Annotated in this window: 18 protein-coding genes and 1 tRNA gene; 7 read left to right on the top strand and 12 right to left on the bottom strand. The window is 62.3% G+C overall.

What is annotated here, in order from left to right:
- Positions 1–177: 177 nt before the first annotated feature.
- A complete protein-coding gene (locus V1290_RS04035) occupies positions 178–1,776 on the bottom strand; it encodes a porin (protein ID WP_334363129.1) in 1,599 nt (532 codons plus the stop codon).
- An 858-nt stretch (positions 1,777–2,634) separates the two neighbouring features.
- Between V1290_RS04035 and V1290_RS04040 the strand changes: the two genes are divergently transcribed.
- Positions 2,635–2,728: transfer RNA gene (locus V1290_RS04040), tRNA-Ser, on the top strand.
- A 139-nt stretch (positions 2,729–2,867) separates the two neighbouring features.
- Positions 2,868–3,839 carry a DUF1186 domain-containing protein gene (locus V1290_RS04045; RefSeq protein ID WP_334363130.1) on the top strand — a complete coding sequence of 324 codons (972 nt, stop codon included), beginning with the start codon at positions 2,868–2,870 and terminating at the stop codon, positions 3,837–3,839.
- Positions 3,840–3,851: 12 nt separating this feature from the next.
- On the opposite strand, the gene V1290_RS04050 is transcribed toward V1290_RS04045, so the two are convergent.
- The 7 genes from V1290_RS04050 to gatC all read right to left on the bottom strand — a co-directional run bounded on the left by V1290_RS04050 (position 3,852) and on the right by gatC (position 9,478).
- The gene (locus tag V1290_RS04050) at positions 3,852–4,118 is read right to left on the bottom strand and encodes a hypothetical protein (protein WP_028345640.1); all 267 of its coding nucleotides are present in this window, start codon (positions 4,116–4,118) and stop codon (positions 3,852–3,854) included.
- A gap of 75 nt (positions 4,119–4,193) precedes the next feature.
- A complete protein-coding gene (locus tag V1290_RS04055; RefSeq protein ID WP_334363131.1) occupies positions 4,194–4,757 on the bottom strand; it encodes a hypothetical protein in 564 nt (187 codons plus the stop codon).
- A gap of 940 nt (positions 4,758–5,697) precedes the next feature.
- Entirely contained in the window at positions 5,698–7,182 is a 1,485-nt protein-coding gene (gatB, locus tag V1290_RS04060; protein WP_334363132.1) for an Asp-tRNA(Asn)/Glu-tRNA(Gln) amidotransferase subunit GatB, read from the bottom strand.
- Positions 7,179–7,472 (bottom strand): hypothetical protein, encoded by a 294-nt coding sequence (locus V1290_RS04065; protein ID WP_334363133.1) that lies wholly within the window; start codon positions 7,470–7,472, stop codon positions 7,179–7,181. Before V1290_RS04065 ends, gatB begins: the two co-directional genes overlap by 4 nt.
- Position 7,473: 1 nt before the next feature.
- Positions 7,474–8,949 (bottom strand): Asp-tRNA(Asn)/Glu-tRNA(Gln) amidotransferase subunit GatA, encoded by a 1,476-nt coding sequence (gene gatA / locus V1290_RS04070; protein ID WP_334363134.1) that lies wholly within the window; start codon positions 8,947–8,949, stop codon positions 7,474–7,476.
- Positions 8,946–9,161 (bottom strand): hypothetical protein, encoded by a 216-nt coding sequence (locus V1290_RS04075; RefSeq protein WP_057850177.1) that lies wholly within the window; start codon positions 9,159–9,161, stop codon positions 8,946–8,948. The genes gatA and V1290_RS04075 overlap by 4 nt, the downstream gene beginning before the upstream one ends.
- Before the next feature lie 29 nt (positions 9,162–9,190).
- Positions 9,191–9,478 (bottom strand): Asp-tRNA(Asn)/Glu-tRNA(Gln) amidotransferase subunit GatC, encoded by a 288-nt coding sequence (gene gatC / locus V1290_RS04080; RefSeq protein ID WP_334363136.1) that lies wholly within the window; start codon positions 9,476–9,478, stop codon positions 9,191–9,193.
- A gap of 376 nt (positions 9,479–9,854) precedes the next feature.
- Here gatC and V1290_RS04085 point away from each other — a divergent pair, with 376 nt between their 5' ends.
- Positions 9,855–10,034: a hypothetical protein gene (locus V1290_RS04085; RefSeq protein ID WP_334363137.1), complete on the top strand. Its 180-nt coding sequence runs from the start codon at positions 9,855–9,857 to the stop codon at positions 10,032–10,034.
- Between the two features lie 14 nt (positions 10,035–10,048).
- On the opposite strand, the gene V1290_RS04090 is transcribed toward V1290_RS04085, so the two are convergent.
- Complete coding sequence (locus tag V1290_RS04090; protein WP_334363138.1) at positions 10,049–11,125, bottom strand: NAD(P)H-dependent flavin oxidoreductase; 1,077 nt, start codon at positions 11,123–11,125, stop codon at positions 10,049–10,051.
- 33 nt (positions 11,126–11,158) lie between these two features.
- On the bottom strand, positions 11,159–12,133 hold the full coding sequence (locus tag V1290_RS04095; RefSeq protein WP_334363139.1) for an NAD(P)H-dependent flavin oxidoreductase: 975 nt from the start codon (positions 12,131–12,133) through the stop codon (positions 11,159–11,161).
- Between the two features lie 103 nt (positions 12,134–12,236).
- Between V1290_RS04095 and V1290_RS04100 the strand changes: the two genes are divergently transcribed.
- Complete coding sequence (locus V1290_RS04100) at positions 12,237–13,118, top strand: LysR family transcriptional regulator (RefSeq protein ID WP_334363140.1); 882 nt, start codon at positions 12,237–12,239, stop codon at positions 13,116–13,118.
- Here the strand turns inward: V1290_RS04100 and V1290_RS04105 are convergent.
- On the bottom strand, positions 13,105–13,320 hold the full coding sequence (locus V1290_RS04105; RefSeq protein WP_213286452.1) for a hypothetical protein: 216 nt from the start codon (positions 13,318–13,320) through the stop codon (positions 13,105–13,107). The genes V1290_RS04100 and V1290_RS04105 overlap by 14 nt on opposite strands.
- A gap of 199 nt (positions 13,321–13,519) precedes the next feature.
- Here V1290_RS04105 and V1290_RS04110 point away from each other — a divergent pair, with 199 nt between their 5' ends.
- The 3 genes from V1290_RS04110 (at position 13,520) to V1290_RS04120 (ending at position 15,955) form a co-directional block, all read left to right on the top strand.
- Positions 13,520–14,455 carry a cyclase family protein gene (locus V1290_RS04110; RefSeq protein WP_334363142.1) on the top strand — a complete coding sequence of 312 codons (936 nt, stop codon included), beginning with the start codon at positions 13,520–13,522 and terminating at the stop codon, positions 14,453–14,455.
- 85 nt (positions 14,456–14,540) lie between these two features.
- The gene (gene ruvX, locus V1290_RS04115) at positions 14,541–15,023 is read left to right on the top strand and encodes a Holliday junction resolvase RuvX (RefSeq protein ID WP_334363143.1); all 483 of its coding nucleotides are present in this window, start codon (positions 14,541–14,543) and stop codon (positions 15,021–15,023) included.
- Between the two features lie 2 nt (positions 15,024–15,025).
- Positions 15,026–15,955 (top strand): AEC family transporter, encoded by a 930-nt coding sequence (locus V1290_RS04120; RefSeq protein WP_334363144.1) that lies wholly within the window; start codon positions 15,026–15,028, stop codon positions 15,953–15,955.
- Between the two features lie 14 nt (positions 15,956–15,969).
- Here V1290_RS04120 and V1290_RS04125 read toward each other — a convergent pair whose 3' ends face one another.
- The gene (locus V1290_RS04125; RefSeq protein ID WP_334363145.1) at positions 15,970–16,752 is read right to left on the bottom strand and encodes a CPBP family intramembrane glutamic endopeptidase; all 783 of its coding nucleotides are present in this window, start codon (positions 16,750–16,752) and stop codon (positions 15,970–15,972) included.
- Positions 16,753–16,855: the final 103 nt, after the last annotated feature.

Consider the following 16,855-nt stretch of genomic DNA (forward strand, 5'->3'; position numbering starts at 1 on the left):
CATACGTAATCCAAAAATTTTTGCGTGGAATGACAACGCCGTGAAGAGTTTCAGTTTAACGCGCCGGTGTGGCTGTTCTGCTACGGAGATTCGACTCACAACAAAAGATGTGGGCTGCAATGAAAAACCCCGGCAGTTGCCTGCCGGGGTTCTCCTAGTGTTTCAAGTCTTTCGGGATCAGAAGTTACGCTGAGCGCGAATGTTCAGGAACACAGTGCTCTGGTCCCGGAACTCGTAGGTGGCAACCGGCTTCGGGCTGGTAGCGCCCGGAGCTTGTGCCGTGATCGCACCCGTCATCTTCTGGTCGAGGAAGAACGCGCCGACTTCAGCCGAGAACGTCAGGTTCCTGACGGGGGTCCAGCGGGTGACCGCACCCACCATCGCAACATTGAAGTCCGGGTTGCAGGTGAAGTCGCCACTGAAAGAGCGACCCGTTACAGGGGCTGCGAAGGCCGCACAGTAGTTCGCGGTCGCTGTACCATTGTAGCGAACCTGGGCGTAGCTACCCCAGAGGCTGGTCGACCAGTAGGGATCCCAGTTGTGGTTGAACGCACCACGGACGCCCCAGGCATCCGTAAGCTCGATCTCGCCACCCGGGACGTATACGCCGTCACTGGTGTAGCCAAAGCCGTAGCTCTGATAGGCTCCCGCACGGCTAGTATCGCCGAACATCGCAAAGTTCGGCGAAGTGCCGCTGGTGGAGATCACTGACTTGGTGGAGCCCTTGGCGTAGGTGGCGTCGATCTTGAAGTCATCGCCCGCACCGGTCGGCAGATTCTTGATCTGCAAGGCCGCCATCACCGCGCCGCCCCACTTCGAGTCGGGGTGACCGGAGATTTCCGACAGAGGCGTCGGCAAGCCCGCCGAGGTCAGCACGTTGTACGAAGGGTTCACGAGATGCGCCAAACCGCCAATCTGGAACAGACCCCAGGCCTGGTCGACGCGGATGTTGCCGACAATATCCGGAGCATGGACGCCACCATAGGCGTTCGGCGCAACTCCGAGCGTCGAGACCGAACTGGACGGATTGGTTGCGAGTGCCGTGGGAGTAGCAGCGGTTGCCGGGAAAGTTGCCAGATATCCGATGGTCGTACGGTTGTACACGGTCGGTTCGTCCAGGCCGATGGTGGCCGACACGCCGTTGCCGAACTGCGCGGTGTACTGGATGTTGTTGACGCCGGTGACGTAGTCCGGACCGCCGATCAGGTTCGAGTTGTTGTTGCCCGGATAGCCGTTCCAGGGCGACGCAAAGGCCGAAACCGACTTACCGAAGGTGAAGCCTGCGAACTGCAGGAAGATCTGGTCGACCGCGACATAGCCGTTGCCTGCGGAGTCAAGCAGGTTCGTGTTGTTGCCGAGGTTGGTCGCCAGCGAGTTCGGATTGAAGGTGGTGTTGCCGAGCGTGCTGAACTGGATGTTGGCCTGACCGAAGGTGCGGACAACGCCGTATTCAGTGGCGGTGCGGGTATCAACCGTCAGCGCCAGACGAGAACGGGCCGCGAAGTAGTTGGCGTAGCGGTTGCCCTGACCGATATCGCCGTTCCATGCCGGCGAGCCGTAGATGCCGCCGTTGAACGTGGTGTCGACGCGCAGATAACCACCCAGCTTGATGCAGGTGTCGGTGCCCGGGATATAGAAGAAACCCGCACCATACAGGGAGCAGATCCTCACGTACTCGACCGCTTTGGCCTTGACGGGAAGATCGGCCGCCTGAGCTCCGCTCATGGCGATCAGACCCGCCGCTGAGCCGAGAATAAGGCTCTTAACCATCTTCATGTTAAACCTCCAAGTTGCTCTGTAGGGAAGGTTCCGGATCCGCTGGGTGAAACACCCTAAGGTTGGTTCCCTTGTCCCCTGAAACCCGCTTAGCCACTTCGCGCCTTCGGACACTCCCGCATGAACGCGAGGGACTTAAGCGAACCACCTAAAACGGGACGACCTCGGGATGCCCCCCTCCGTCGCCCGATCACAATTACCGAGGACTTCTGCACAAGCAACAAAGGAACCGCCTCGAACGGCCCGACTCCGCCCCTTTTCCGAAGGGTGTTGCACAAATAACACGTGTTTGTGATCGAAGTTTTTCTGCAAGGCTTTGTTTCTAATAGATATTTTTGATTAGTTCTATTTGACACGTGAATAGTTGCGTGGGCGGCGCAGCAAGCGGGTTCTGACCTCCGGGTGATCTCAATTGCGTCGAATCGAATGGTGGGATTCGCCGAATCCGCATCGAACAAACGCGCATAGAAAAGGCGACGCGCGGCAGCCGGTTTGGGCGCGAGTCACGACAAGTATTATTAAGACTAAGCCGGCGCCCCCGCCGTCATGGTCAGTTTCGGCCGGCGGCTCCCAGGGAACCAGCTCACGAGGAACTGCCAAAGCCCCGGGATCGAAATGCATTCGCTTCGGGCGAAGATGACGCCTTATATAAGCGCCTGCTCCCAAGCCCTTGGTCGGGGCTACATCCCCGGCGCCGAATCGAATGCGAAGCCTTGAAAAGAAGCGGTGTGAGCTGCTCCGCGGGATACGGGATCGACCGGAAGGAACGCCTGCGGCAGCACCGCCACCAAATAGCCCCGGCGTAACCTGAATCTGCCGCTTGCGGCTCGCCCTCGCGTCGGGCATATCCGCCCTCATGGAGCTGTGGCCGAGTGGCTGAAGGCGGCGGTTTGCTAAACCGTTATAGGGTTGTAAAGCCCTATCGAGGGTTCGAATCCCTCCGGCTCCGCCAACCCGCCTTGTCCAGCCCAAGACGTCGGTAGCAGGTCTTGCCTGACGTAGCGCACACCCCATCACCGCGCCATTTGCGATGATGCTGGATCGTCTCTTGCCGTTGCGAGCGCATCCGATCAGCATCGGCCCAGCACGCAGTGGAGCGCAGCATGAAAAAGGAAGAACTCGAAGCAATCCTCGGCGATGGCGAGAACACGCCTGATCTCGGCCCGATCGAAGACCACCTTCATGCCATCGCAACGGAAGCAGACCTTCCTGATTTCGCCATCGCGGTTTGTACGGCGAGGATCGAAGAAGCCGCGCCGAAATTGCGCGCCGTCCTCGAGAGCGCTGCGGATGGCGAGGCCTTGTCAGATGATGAAAGCCTGCTGCTGTTCCGCGGGCTTCATATCCTGGGCGGAGCTCGTAACCGCGAAGCGTGCCAGCCGCTGCTGCGTCTGCTGCGCCGGCCCTATGAAGATGTCGACTTCCTGCTGGGCGACACCGTCACCGAGAGCCTGGCCAAAATCGTCGCTGGCGTATTCGATGGCGATACCGACGGCTTGTTGGCCTTGATTGCCGACAGCTCGATCGACGGATTCATCCGTGAAGCATTGTTTGGCGCAGCGACCTTCCTGGCATGGGAGCGCCGCATCGAGCGCGATCGGCTAAAGGGATTTCTTGTCCGGTTCCATGAGGAACGGCCGGAAGACGGCGATCAGGCCTGGGTCGGCTGGCTGCGGGCGATCGCCCTGCTCGGCCTGCGCGACCTGGTGCCGCTGGTTGACAAGGCCTTCCACGAAGACCGCATTCCCGAGGAGTGGATCGGTCGCCCTGACTTTGATGAGTATCTTGCCGAAGCCGAACGCGCGCCCGACGACATCGACCGGTTCGCGCAAGCCAATCTCGGTTACATCGAGGATGTGCTCGAATCGCTGGCCTGGGTGCGCAGGTCCGAAGACGACGTGTTCGAAGGAGACGATGAGAAATCGCCCTGGGCCGATTTCGTGTATCCGAACGAGCCGGTCAGAAATCCCTGGCGCCACGTCGGACGTAACGATCCATGTCCCTGCGGGAGCGGCAAGAAAGCAAAGAAATGCTGCCTTGCCAACGGAGAGCCGCCGGCGTGACGCCGGCGACTTTCAATGCGCAGTCATCCACGCACGCGCCTCGCGTTGCGCGGTGGCGATTTCGGCATCTGACATCATGGCGGCCACCTCGCGGCGCATGGAGATTGCATCCGCGCGTCCCTTCAGCGCGGCGAGATTGAACCATTTGTGAGCCGCGACGAGATTAACCACGCCGGAACGGCCGCTCGCCCAGTAAAGGCCGCGCTCGAACAGCACATCCGGAATCGCGGTCGCCTCCACCGGAATTGCGTTGTCGAGATCGATCTGCCCCTGAAACATCTGTAGCCCCTTCTTATCGTTGCCGCCCTCCCCCGAGCGCGGCCCCTGTCCACTGTTGACATCCCCGGCGCGCGATCAGCAAAAGTGGAAACCGGTTTTGCGTCCGATCGCGCAGCCCTTATTTAGAAGAGCGCATGATCTGATCGCCAAACCGCTTACACTTTGGCGGATCATGCGCGTGCCGTTTTTCGGTCTGTTGTTGGGATGATCATGGCTGAACAAATTTGAAGGGCAGTTTAAGGTTCGCGATGAACGGGGTGTAAACGCGCACTTTGCGCCGTCGAACACGGAATCGCAGAAGTATCTGCGGCACAGGGAGAAGTGGCCAATCGTGAAAGTCGGTTTACCCTGCGGCTTCGCGGAACGATAACCATTGCGGCCAATGTCGGTGTCATCATTCACCCCGTCACCCGATCGGGGCGTTGACGGTTCCAGCAGATAACCCGGCGTCGCGCCGCGCTGCGGCCATGCGAGTTCAAGGCGTGCCGGATAACCGAAACGCGCCAGAACCGGAGCGACAGGCGGAACCGAACCGGCGGGGCCAACAAACAATGAAGGGAGTTTGGAAAACTTCAGCGCCGGACGCCTGATGCGCGGGCTGTCGGAGCGCTCCAGCGAAAGCGGGCGTTCCGGGGGCAAGTACGCCCCAGGGGAACGAGGGCGTCGGCGAACACGTCAGGACCAGATTTCAAGCCGGGCTTTTGGCCCCGATGAAATTGCGGGCAGTTAAGGATACCCGCACCGAACGAAGAAAACCTGTTTCTTCTGCCGGACCGGTTTGAAAGAGCAAGCTCTTCCGAAATACGATCCAGCCGTTTGACCTGATGTCTCGCCGACACCCTCTTTCGTCGACCAGAGCCTTCAGCGTTTCGTCTTGGGGCTCGGGTGACGTGCCGGCATCGAACCGCCGGCAATTTTCAAAGAAGCGAACTTACTTCTTCTTCTTGGCGACCTTGCGGGTCTTCTTCGCAGTCTTCTTCACTGCGCTCTTCGCTTTCTTCGCCTTCTTAGCCTTCTTAGCCATGTTGCCCTCCTAATGTAGTGAGATGGCTCGTTAGTCGCTGCGTGCACTCGGGAATCGAGATGCACTACATCCCGAATACACCAACACATTCAAAAAAACAGCGTCCCACTTAAGGAAGTGTTGACGCAGCGATTGGAGCGCGCGCGAAGCACTTCGTTCGATGGCACAACGATCGATGCGCATGTCGATGCAAAAAGTGCCGCAACGACCGACATCGGCGTTTGTCAAGATTGCAAGAAGCGCCTGTGCCGCAGCACTTTCTTGAATTCGCGCAAACCACGTTCGATGCACACTCGATGTCGTCGCGACTCACTGATGCCGCGGAAACGTCATGTGCGCGGACTCTGAGTCGCAAATTTTGGCAATAAAAAAATTTTCGTGGGTACAGGGTTGGCGTCTCATCGCCGCTCGCCAAAACCGAACTTTTTTGCGAATCGCGAAGACCGATTCGCAACTGCGCTATCGGGCGCGCGGGTGAATGTCAGATCGCGATGGACGATCGAAACACGCTCGCGCGCATCAATCAACGACGGAGTCGTCCCGTTACGGGACGCCTCAGATGCCGAGCTTCGTCTTCAGGAGATCGTTGACTGCTTGCGGATTGGCTTTGCCGCCGGACTGCTTCATCACCTGGCCGACGAACCAGCCCGCGAGCTGCGGCTTGGCTTTCGCCTGCGCGACCTTGTCCGGATTGGCGGCGATGATGTCGTCGACGACCTTCTCGATTGCGCCCAAGTCAGTGACCTGCTTCATGCCGCGCGCCTCGACCAGCTCGCGCGGGTCGCCGCCTTCGGTCCAGACGATCTCGAACAGGTCCTTTGCGATCTTGCCGGAGATCGTGCCCTCGCCGATCAGGCCGACGATCGCGGCCAACTGCGCCGCCGACACTGGCGACGCCGTAATGCCATGGCCTTCCTTGTTGAGGCGTCCGAACAGCTCGTTGATCACCCAATTGGCGGCGAGCTTGCCGTCGCGCGCCTTGTCCGCAAGTCCATCCAGCACGGTCTCATAGAAGACCGCGCTCTCACGCTCGGCCACCAGCACGCCGGCATCGTAGGGTGACAGGCCGAGGCTCTCGATGAAGCGCGCCTTCTTCTGGTCCGGCAATTCCGGCAGCTTCGCCTTGAGCTCATCGACATAGCTTTGCGTGAACTCGAGCGGCAGCAGGTCGGGATCGGGGAAATAGCGATAGTCGTGCGCCTCTTCCTTGGAGCGCATCGATCGCGTCTCGCCCTTGTTGGGGTCGAACAGGCGCGTCTCCTGGTCGATCGTGCCGCCATCCTCGATGATCTCGATCTGGCGCCGGGCCTCGTACTCGATCGCCTGGCCGATGAAGTTGATCGAGTTCATGTTCTTGATTTCGCAGCGGGTGCCGAGCGGTCCGCCGGGCTTTCGTACGGAAACGTTCACATCGGCGCGCAACGAGCCCTTCTCCATGTCGCCGTCGCAGGTACCGAGATAGCGCAGGATCGAGCGCAGCTTGGTCACATAGGCCTTGGCCTGCTCGGCGTCGCGGATATCGGGTTTTGACACGATCTCCATCAGCGCCACGCCGCAGCGGTTGAGGTCGACATAGGACATGGCCGGTGCCTGATCGTGCAGCAATTTGCCCGCATCCTGTTCCAGGTGCAGCCGCTCGATCCCGATGGTGGCGGTTCTGCCGCCGTCGAGTTCGACCACGATCTCGCCCTCGCCCACCACGGGCGACTTGTACTGGCTGATCTGGTAGCCCTGCGGCGAGTCCGGATAGAAATAGTTCTTGCGGTCGAACACCGAGCGCAGGTTGATCTTGGCGTTAAGGCCGAGCCCGGTTCGGACAGCCTGCTTGACGCATTCCTCGTTGATGACCGGCAGCATGCCCGGCATCGCGGCATCGACCAGCGACACATGGCTGTTCGGCTCGCCGCCGAATTCGGTCGAAGCGCCCGAGAACAGTTTTGACTTCGAGGTGACCTGGGCGTGCACCTCCATCCCGATCACGACTTCCCAGTCGCCGGTCTGGCCCTTGATCAATTTTCCCGGTTTGACTGACACGGTCATGCTTTTCCACCTCCGAGCAGCGCGGACACGATCCGCTCCCATTCGGCTTCCAGAGAATCCTTCGCCACCGGCTGGCCGGCCTGGCGATACCAATAGCCGGCATTGCCGAGATCGCCTTCGACCCGGTGCAGATAGGCGTGCACCCAGGCGGCGTTCGCATCGCTCTCGTCCTGAACGATCTTGTGCGCCCGGTCCCAGTCGCCCTTGGCAGCCCACCACAACGCGGCCAGCGGCGGCTCGAGGCCCGGCGCGGGCGCTGCATCCGTCAGGCTGGCGCGGAAATCCGGCATGTCACCACCAGCGCGGCGGCGTGAAGCGGCCGGCCGCCTGCTCCACGACTTCGCCGAGCGAGAATAGCGTCTCCTCATCGAACGGACGGCCGATCAACTGCAGTCCAAGCGGCAGTCCCTGCGCATCCTTGCCGGCCGGCACGGCGATGCCCGGCAGCCCCGCCATGTTCACCGTCACCGTAAAAATGTCGTTGAGATACATTTCGACCGGATCGGCGCCGCCTTTTTCGCCGACGCCGAACGCGGCCGAGGGCGTCGCGGGCGTCAGGATCGCGCTGATGCCCTTGGCGAAGCAATCTTCAAAATCCTTCTTGATCAGCGTGCGGACTTTTTGCGCGCGCAGATAATAGGCATCGTAATAGCCGGCCGAGAGCACATAAGTGCCGATCATGACGCGGCGACGCACTTCATCGCCAAATCCTTCCGCGCGGGTGTTCTCGTACAACTCGCCTATGCTGCGGCCCGGCACGCGCAGGCCGTACCGCACGCCATCGTAGCGCGCGAGGTTGGACGAGGCTTCCGCCGGCGCCACAATGTAATAGGCCGGCAGCGCGTATTTGGTGTGCGGCAGCGACACCTCGACCAGTTCGGCGCCGGCCGCTTTCAGCCATGCCGCGCCTTCGCTCCAGAGCTTTTCGATTTCCGCCGGCATGCCGTCGAGGCGATACTCTTTCGGGATACCGATCCTCATCCCTTTCACGGACTTGCCGACGGCGGCTTCGTAGTCGGGCACGCCGATGTCGACCGAGGTCGTGTCCTTTGGGTCGTGGCCGGCCATCGAGCGCATCAGGATCGCGGAATCGCGCACCGTGCGCGCGATCGGACCGGCCTGATCGAGCGAGGACGCGAACGCCACGATGCCCCAACGCGAGCAGCGGCCGTAGGTCGGCTTGACGCCGACGGTTGCGGTGAAGGCGGCGGGCTGGCGGATCGAACCGCCGGTATCGGTCGCAGTCGCGCCCATGCAGAGCAGCGCTGCCACCGCGGATGCTGATCCACCGGACGAGCCGCCCGGCACCAGCGTGGTGTTGGAACCCTCGCGCCGCCACGGATTGACCACCGGGCCGAAGCACGAGGTTTCGTTCGACGAGCCCATCGCGAATTCGTCATTGTTGAGCTTGCCGAGCATCACGGCGCCGTCGCGCCAGAGCTGCGAGGTCACGGTGGATTCATACGGCGGCACGAAGTTGCCGAGGATTTTCGAGCACGCGGTGGTGCGCACATCTTTCGTTGCGAACAGGTCCTTGATGCCGAGCGGAATGCCGGCAAGCGGCCCGCCCTCGCCCTTGGCAATCTTCGCATCGACGGTACGCGCCATGGCACGCGCCTGGTCGGGCGTTTCCAGCACGAAGGCATTGAGCGAACGCGCCGCTTCAATCGCGGCGAGATGCGCGTCCGTCAGTTCAAGCGAGGTGAAAGACTTGCTCGCGAGGCCCTCGCGGGCCTCCGCGATCGTCAGAGATGTCAGGTCGGTCATTTATTGATCGGGCTGCAGAAGAACGGAGAAAGCGTCTTGTCGTTGGCGGGGCTGTTCGATTCCTGGGCGCGCGCCTTGTCGGCTGCCTCGAGCTGATCGAGCACGGCATCCATCGCCTTGTCGGGATCGGCGGCCTTGCCCTGCCGCTCCATCGCGTCGAGATAGTTCATGTAGGCCTGATAGGCCTTTTCATCGTCGCAGAGCAGACACATCGGACTTCCGATCTAAAACAGAGTAGATGTTATTCGACCACCTTTGGCACCAGGAAGAAACGGTTTTGCGTCTCCGGCGCATTCCTGACGATGTCGTCGGGAATCTCGCCGTCATTGACCACATCCTGCCGCTTCTTCATTTCCATCGGGGTCACCGAGGTCATCGGCTCAACGCCGTCGATGTTCACTTCCGAAAGCTGCTCCACGAAGGCCAGCATGGTGTTCAGCTCGCCCTGCAGATGGAGAACCTCGGCCTCGGTGACCGCAATCCGCGCCAGATGCGCGATGCGGCGAACGGTGGCGGCATCAACGGACATAAATATAGGCCTCAAACGGGGAATTCGCACCCGCCGTATAGCAGAGGCTGCTTTTGCGCCGCAACCGCGGGAACAGGCGGCCGCAGGCCCTTTCGGTCGCCCTTGCCCTGATGGACAAGATTTCGTGTGCGAAGCGCAGATTTCTTGCGCAAAAGCGCCCCGACGAAACCATTTTATCGATTGACGTAGTCATCCTGAAACAGTCGGGGGACGAAAGTCGCGGCCGGAACATCGGGAGGCCGTGTGATGTCGACCATCGAAAATGACCGCGCCGGATTGGAAAGCTGGGATCCGGCCCTCTGGTCCATCGGGACCGTTCTCGGCGTCGCGATCATCTACCTCGCCTGCTTAACCTGACCCAAACGGGAGGAGAGCCATGTCCCAGGCTAAAATCTCCCACGCTGAAATCCTGCGGGAAAAGGCGGAAATGTTCGAACGCCGCGCCGAAAATGCGACCGACCCCATCTCCAGGCAGCACTACAAGGAGATGGCCGCACATTACCGGTCGCTGGCCGCGGAGCATCTGGACGTCAGGCGCGACGAACCGGCGCACTGAGCGGCGAACAGGACTTATCCGCTTAGCGCACCGAACCGCGCCAGCGCAGCGCCTGCGAGCGAGCGGGTCAATTCCGCCGCCGGCATTTCGCGGCCCATCCGCACCGCCTGCCCGGCCCACAGACTGGTGAAATCGACCCTGCCGAGCTTTTCGGCCGCCGCCTTCAGCGGCCCGAGCGCGGTTGCGGCGTGCGGGAACGCCGGCGCGTCCGGCGAGATCGGTCCGACCTCGCGCATGACACGGTTGGCAACGCCACGCGCAGGACGGCCGGTCATGACATTGGTGATGACGGTGGAATCATCATGCGCCCGGGCCAGCGCCGTGCGCGCCGGTCCGATCACCCTGGATTCCGGGCAGCGCAGATAGGCGCTGCCGATCTGCACGCCGGATGCGCCGAGCGCGAACGCCGCCGCAATACCGCGCCCGTCGGCGATGCCGCCGGCCGCGATCACCGGCACTTTCACGGCGTCGGCCACCTGCGGCACCAGCGCAAACGTGCCGGGCTGCTGGGCGATATTGTCGGTCAGGAACATGCCGCGATGGCCGCCGGCTTCCGCGCCTTGCGCGATGATGACGTCGGCGCCGTTCTCCTCCAGCCAGATCGCTTCCTTTACGATGGTTGCCGAGGACATCACGAGGCAGCCCGCCGCCTTGACGCGCTTGACCAGCGCCGGATCCGGCAGGCCGAAGTGGAAGCTGACGATTTCCGGCTTCAGTTCTTCCACCACCGCACACATGGCTTCATCGAACGGCGCGCGGTTGGTGGCGTTGATGGGCGAGGCAGGATCGATACCCAATTCCTTGTAATAAGAGCCAAGCCGCGCCTTCCAACCGGCCTCGCGCGCTGGATCGGCATCGACCGGCTTGTGACAGAAGAAGTTCATGTTGACCGGCGCGGTGACGCGTTGGCGGACGATGTTGACCTGCTCACGCGCTTTCTCGGCCGAGATCATCGCGCAGGGCAGCGAGCCGAGCGCCCCGCCCTGCGCCGCCGCGATCACGAGCTCGGCGTCCACGACGCCGGCCATCGGCGCCACCACGATCGGAAATTCGGTCTTGAAGAGGTCGATGATCCGGCGGTCTGGCCACATGGTTCTGCTCGCTTGAATGTATTGTGTTGCGGGTCAGGCGGCGACGGAATTCCGTCGTCCACCCACTATCTGCTCTGCCTCGGTAACGATCCTGTCAACGATCTCGCTGGCCGGCGGGATATCATGAATCAGCCCGACGGCTTCGCCCGCGATGACGGCAGCGATATCGAAATTGCCCGCCGCTCTCGCCGCCGCATATTCGGCAGCGACCGCTTTGAGGTTCTGCATCAGTTCGACCTCGTGTCCCATCCAGCGCCGCGCATGATCGTTGATCAGGCAGCGGCCGGTAAACGGCGCCGGCCAGACATTGTTGCGCGAGAGATCGAAAATGATGCCGCGGACGCTGTTGCCGCTGGTTGCGGCACAGATGCGCCGCTTGGCTTCGTCCGCTCCATCGCATTCCTGGCTGGCATAAAAGCGGGTGCCGAGCAGCACGCCGGAAGCGCCCAGCATCATCATCGCCGCGAGCCCGCGGCCGTCGCCTATCCCGCCTGCTGCTGCGACTGGCACCCGGCCGGCCGCCAGATCAACAATCGCCGGCACGATGTCGATCGTGCTGCGCGAGGCGCCGTGGCCGCCGGCTTCCGTTCCCTGCGCGATCAGAATGTCGGCGCCTGCATCCAGCGCCTGTCGCGCCATGTCCTCGTCCTGAACCTGGCAGATCAACAACGCGCCCGATGATTTGACGCGCGGTGCGAAAGGTGTGGGATCGCCGAACGAGAGCATGATGGCGCGTGGACCGGCTTCAAACGCGACATCCAGTAGCGCCGGCTGCTTGGCAAGGCTCCAGGTGATGAAGCCGATGCCGAAGGGATCGGATAGATCGGCAAGCTTGGCCGTCTCCTGCTCGAGCCACGCCCGGTCGCCATAACCTCCGCCGAGGATGCCGAACCCTCCGGCAGCACTAACCGCGGATGTGAGACGCGCCCCCGCAATCACATCCATCGGCGCCGACAGGATTGGATGCGGGATGCCCAGACGGGCGGTCAACGGCGTGGAGATCGGCATGTCCATTCCCTGCAAACTGGACAGGCAATCTAGGCCGAACTATCATTCTCTAAAAATGAATACTATAGAACTCTGCCATCTCTAGAACAAAACGGAGCTTGCCATGGAGCTGAGCGATCTCGTCACCTTCTCGGCCGTAGCCCGGCTCGGCGGCATCACCCGCGCCGCCAACGAACTCAACACCGTGCAGTCCAACGTCACCCAGCGCGTGAAGGCGCTGGAAGCCGAGATCGGCACCGCGCTGTTCGAACGGCACAGCCGCGGCATGATGCTGACCGGCGCCGGCCGCCGCCTGCTTCCCTATGCCGACCGGATGGCGGCGCTGTCGCGCGAGGCGGTGCTGGCCGCGCGCGACGATGGCGAGCCGAAGGGGCCGCTGTCGATTGGCTCGATGGAAACGACGGCCGCAGTACGCCTGCCCTCTTTGCTCGCCGAATTCCATCGCCGCTTCCCCGCTGTTCAATTGAGCCTGCGGACCTCGACAACGGCTGACCTCGTGGCCGGCGTGCTCAACGGCAAAATTGATGGCGCATTCGTTGCCGGTCCGATCGAGCATGCCGAACTCGACGCGGCGCTCGCCTTCCGCGAAGAACTGGTGCTGGTCACGGCACGGCGCTGGCAGAGCCTCAGCGCTTTACGCGCAGGCACGCCCGGCTCGGGTCCGACCGCCCTGGTCTTCCGCACCGGCTGCACCTACCGGCAGCGGCTCGAACAGGTATTTTCGGAATTCGGCTGGCCGTCGGCCACGCGCTTTGAGCTCGGCACGCTCGACGGTATGATCGGCTGCGTCGCCGCCGATATGGGCGTGACACTGCTGCCGCGCGCCGTGGTCGGGCGGAACGACACCGTCAACGTCCACACGCTGAACCCGGCGCAGGCACGTGTCGAGACGCTTTTCATCACCCGCCGCACGGCCCATCAATACAGCGCCCTGCAGGGCTTTGCCGCCTGTCTGGAAAATAACGGCGAGGTCATCGCCGCCTGATATGCCAGCGCCGCAGCGCGACGCCGGCCCAGATCGCTTCGACCAGCCCGAACGGCCAGGCGCCCTGCAGAAATCCGTACACCGAGCCGAGCGCGCATGCGCCTGCAAAGGCAAGAATGAACCAGTGGCTGCGGTCCTCCAGCGCGTAGGCCACCAGCATCGCGGTTACCGCGAACAGGCCGAACAGGCTTAGCGCATCCACTGAACTGCCCCATGCGTTCCGTTGCGCGAAAATTCCGCTGCCTCAATTCTGCAACAAGTCGAATTGCGGCGCAGCACTCGCGGCCTTCCATCGCAACACACGCATCGGCTCGAAAAATTTCTAGCCGCCGCGCACCGCTACGTTAGTATGAGCCGCTAGTTACCAAAAACCATAACGTCAACATCTGGGAGGAACTGCGATGCGCAACGCATTCGTGTTGTGCTGTTCTATTGCCCTGTTGGGTACGGTCGGAACGGCAAGCGCTCAAGACTGGACGAAATCGAAATGGGGACCGAACGACGAGATCGGCGCCGCCAATTACATGAAGCCCGAACTCGTTGTGAAGGCAGCGGGTTTGGTCAAGACCGGCAAGACCTACGCACTCGGTATCCCCGTCGATTCCAAGACCCCCGCCTATCCACCGCGGGCCTTCAAGATCACCGTCGTGCAGCCCGGCCAGGCCGGCATTCCCGGACTTGGTCCCAACAAGACCACCTATAATGACGACATCATCGAAGGCTGGGTCGGCGTCGGCAGCCAACTCGACGGCCTCGGTCATCTCGGCATCGAGCACGTCTACTACAACGGCAACAAGCTCGCCGACTTCGCCGACCCCACCGGGTTGAAAAAGCTCGGCATCGAGAAAGTCCCGCCGATGGTGACACGGGGCGTACTGCTCGACATGGCGGCTCACTACGGCACCGAGGTGGTCAAGGAAGGCACCGCCTTCAACGTCAAGGAGATTGAGGAAGTCGCGAAGAAACAGGGCGTCGAAATCCGCCAGGGTGACGTCGTGATCTTCCACACCGGCTGGCTCAGCCTGATCGGCAAGGATGACAAGCGCTATGGTGCAGGCGAGCCGGGCCTGGGGGTCGAAGGCGCCAAGTATCTCACCGGCAAGGGCGTGGTCGCAGTCGGCGCCGATACCTGGGGACTCGAAGTCCTTCCCTTCGAGTCGAAAAACGTCTTCGAGGTGCATCAGATCCTGCTGGCGATGAACGGCACCTACATTCTCGAAAATCTCGACACGGCAGAACTCGCCAAGGACAAGGCCTATGAGTTCCTGTTCGTGCTTGGCCAGCCGCGCTTCAAGGGCGGCGTGCAGAGCATGATCAACCCGGTCGCGATCCGGTAAGACCAAGCGCGGCGTGGCGTTCTCGCATGGATGCCACGCTGCGATCGGCTTTGCGTGCGCGCCGCGACGCGTGTTAAGCGGGGCGATGCCCGCCCCCATCCTCCCCTTGATCGACGCCGTCACCCATTGGCCCGAGCGCGGCGCCCTGATCGGCCTCGATCTCGGCACCAAGACCATCGGCGTCGCGGTGTCCGATCCCGATCGCCGGCTGGCGACCGGTGTCGAGACCATCCAGCGCAAGGCCTTCAAGGCCGACGCGGCGCGGCTGCTCGCGATATCGAGCGAGCGCAACGCGGTCGGCTTCGTGCTTGGGCTGCCCATCAACATGGACGGCAGCGAGGGGCCGCGCGCGCAGTCGACTCGCGCCTTTGCTCGCAATTTCTCCAATCTCACCGGGCTTGCCATTGCCTTGTGGGACGAGCGGCTCTCGACCGCGGCGGTCGAGCGTGAGCTGATCGGAATGGACGTTTCTCGCACCCGCCGCGCCGAAGTGATCGACGAGCACGCCGCGATCTTCATCCTGCAGGGCGCGCTGGACCGGCTCGCAAAACTGCGCAGAGATCGCTGAAGATGGCGGTCGTCATCGCGGCGCTGCTGCCGGTGTTTTTGCTGATCGTGCTCGGCTTCATCCTGAAGCGGACCCTGATCCGGCCCGAGACGCAATGGCATGGACTGGAACGGCTGACCTACTACGTGCTGTTTCCGGTGCTCTTGGTACAGACGCTGGTCAAGGCCGACCTGAGCAAGGTGCCGGTGGCCGGCGTTGGCGGCGCGCTACTGCTCTCGGTGCTGCTGATGTCGCTGCTCTGTCTGGCGCTACGGCCCTTGCTCGCCCGCCTGTCGATCGATGGCCCCGCCTTCACCTCGATCTTCCAGGGCGCCACCCGCTGGCAGACCTATGTGGCGCTCGCCGTCTCCGGCAATCTGTTCGGCGACCTCGGGCTGGCGCTGGCTTCCGTTGCGATGATCGCCATCATTCCGCTGGTCAACGTGTTCAGCGTTTCCGTGCTCGCCCACTACGCTTCACCGGAAAAGCGCTCGCTTGGCACCATCGTCGCGACCGTGGCACTCAATCCGTTTATCTGGGCCTGCGTCATCGGGTTGGCGCTCAACGTCACCCACATCCCGCTTCCCAAACTCTGGCACGAGGTGGCCGATGCGCTCGGACGTTCCTCGCTCGCCATCGGCTTGCTGGTGACCGGCGCCGGCCTGCACCTTGAAGGCATGTTCCGGCCGAGCCTCGCCGCCTCGGTCGCGCTGGTGCTCAAGCTCGTGTTGATGCCCGTCATCGCGGTCACGCTGGCGCTCTGGTTCGGAGTTTCGGGTTCGAACCTTGCCATCGTCACGGCCTGCGCCGCGGTGCCCACCTCTTCCTCGGCCTATGTGCTGGCGCGACAAATGGGCGGCGACGCACCGCTGCTGGCCCAGATCATCACCCTGCAGACCATTTTGGCAGCCATTACGATGCCGATCGCGATCGCGCTGGTGGCCTCGCAATGACGGACGGAAGCATCCTACCCCTGCCCCGCCAGCCAGAACGTCTGAATCGTCGCGGCCAGATTATTGATGCCGTGCAGGACGATCGTCAGCCAGGTCGAGTTGGTGCGGTAGCGCAGATAGCCCAGCAGCAGGCCGATCGAAAACACCTCGCCGAAAAAGAACCAATCGTATTGCAGATGCAGTGAAGTCCAGGCCAGCGAGGACAGGAAGATGGCCCCGGCGACGCCGAGCCGCGACTCAGACCAGCCGCGGTAGAGAAACCCGCGCGCGAAGATCTCCTCCCACATAGGCGCGGCGACGGCAAACGCGATCACCAATAGCCACAGCGCGCCGTCGGCTTGCGCTGTTTTGAGAACCTCGCCCATGAAGCCCGGCGTCACCTCGCGCCCGAGCGCCCGCGACAGCAGGTCCCAGCCGCCGACAAGGATGGCCAGCGCCGCGACGCCGACGAAGAAATCGCGCCATGAGATCCAGCGCAGCGCCAGATAATCAGCAAAGGGAATGCGCGTCGGACGGATCGCGACCCACGTCGCCAACAGCACGGCGGGCAATCCCAGGATCACCGAGAGCGAGATGGTCAGGCCGCCGCCGATGACACGGATCGCCTCGGCGATGTCGAACGATCCGCCCTGGCGCAGCACAAAATAGATGATGACCGTAACCTGGCCGAGGAACATCGCGGCGAAGATGAACAGGCCCCACAACGTCGTGCCCCAGAATTTCCAGGCGCGTGGCGGCCGCTGATCTGGTATCGCGGGCGATACTGCAGTGGGACTTGCGGTGCTGAGGGAGTCCATCAAGTGACTTTCATAGCCGGAGGATTATCTTCGTCATGCCCGGACTTGCCGCTGAAGCTTCGGCAAAGCCGACAAGCCCAGCCATGACGGCGAGACGCATTCA

Origin of the sequence: Bradyrhizobium sp. AZCC 1578 (assembly GCF_036924675.1) — a bacterium.
Taxonomy (GTDB): Bacteria; Pseudomonadota; Alphaproteobacteria; order Rhizobiales; family Xanthobacteraceae; genus Bradyrhizobium.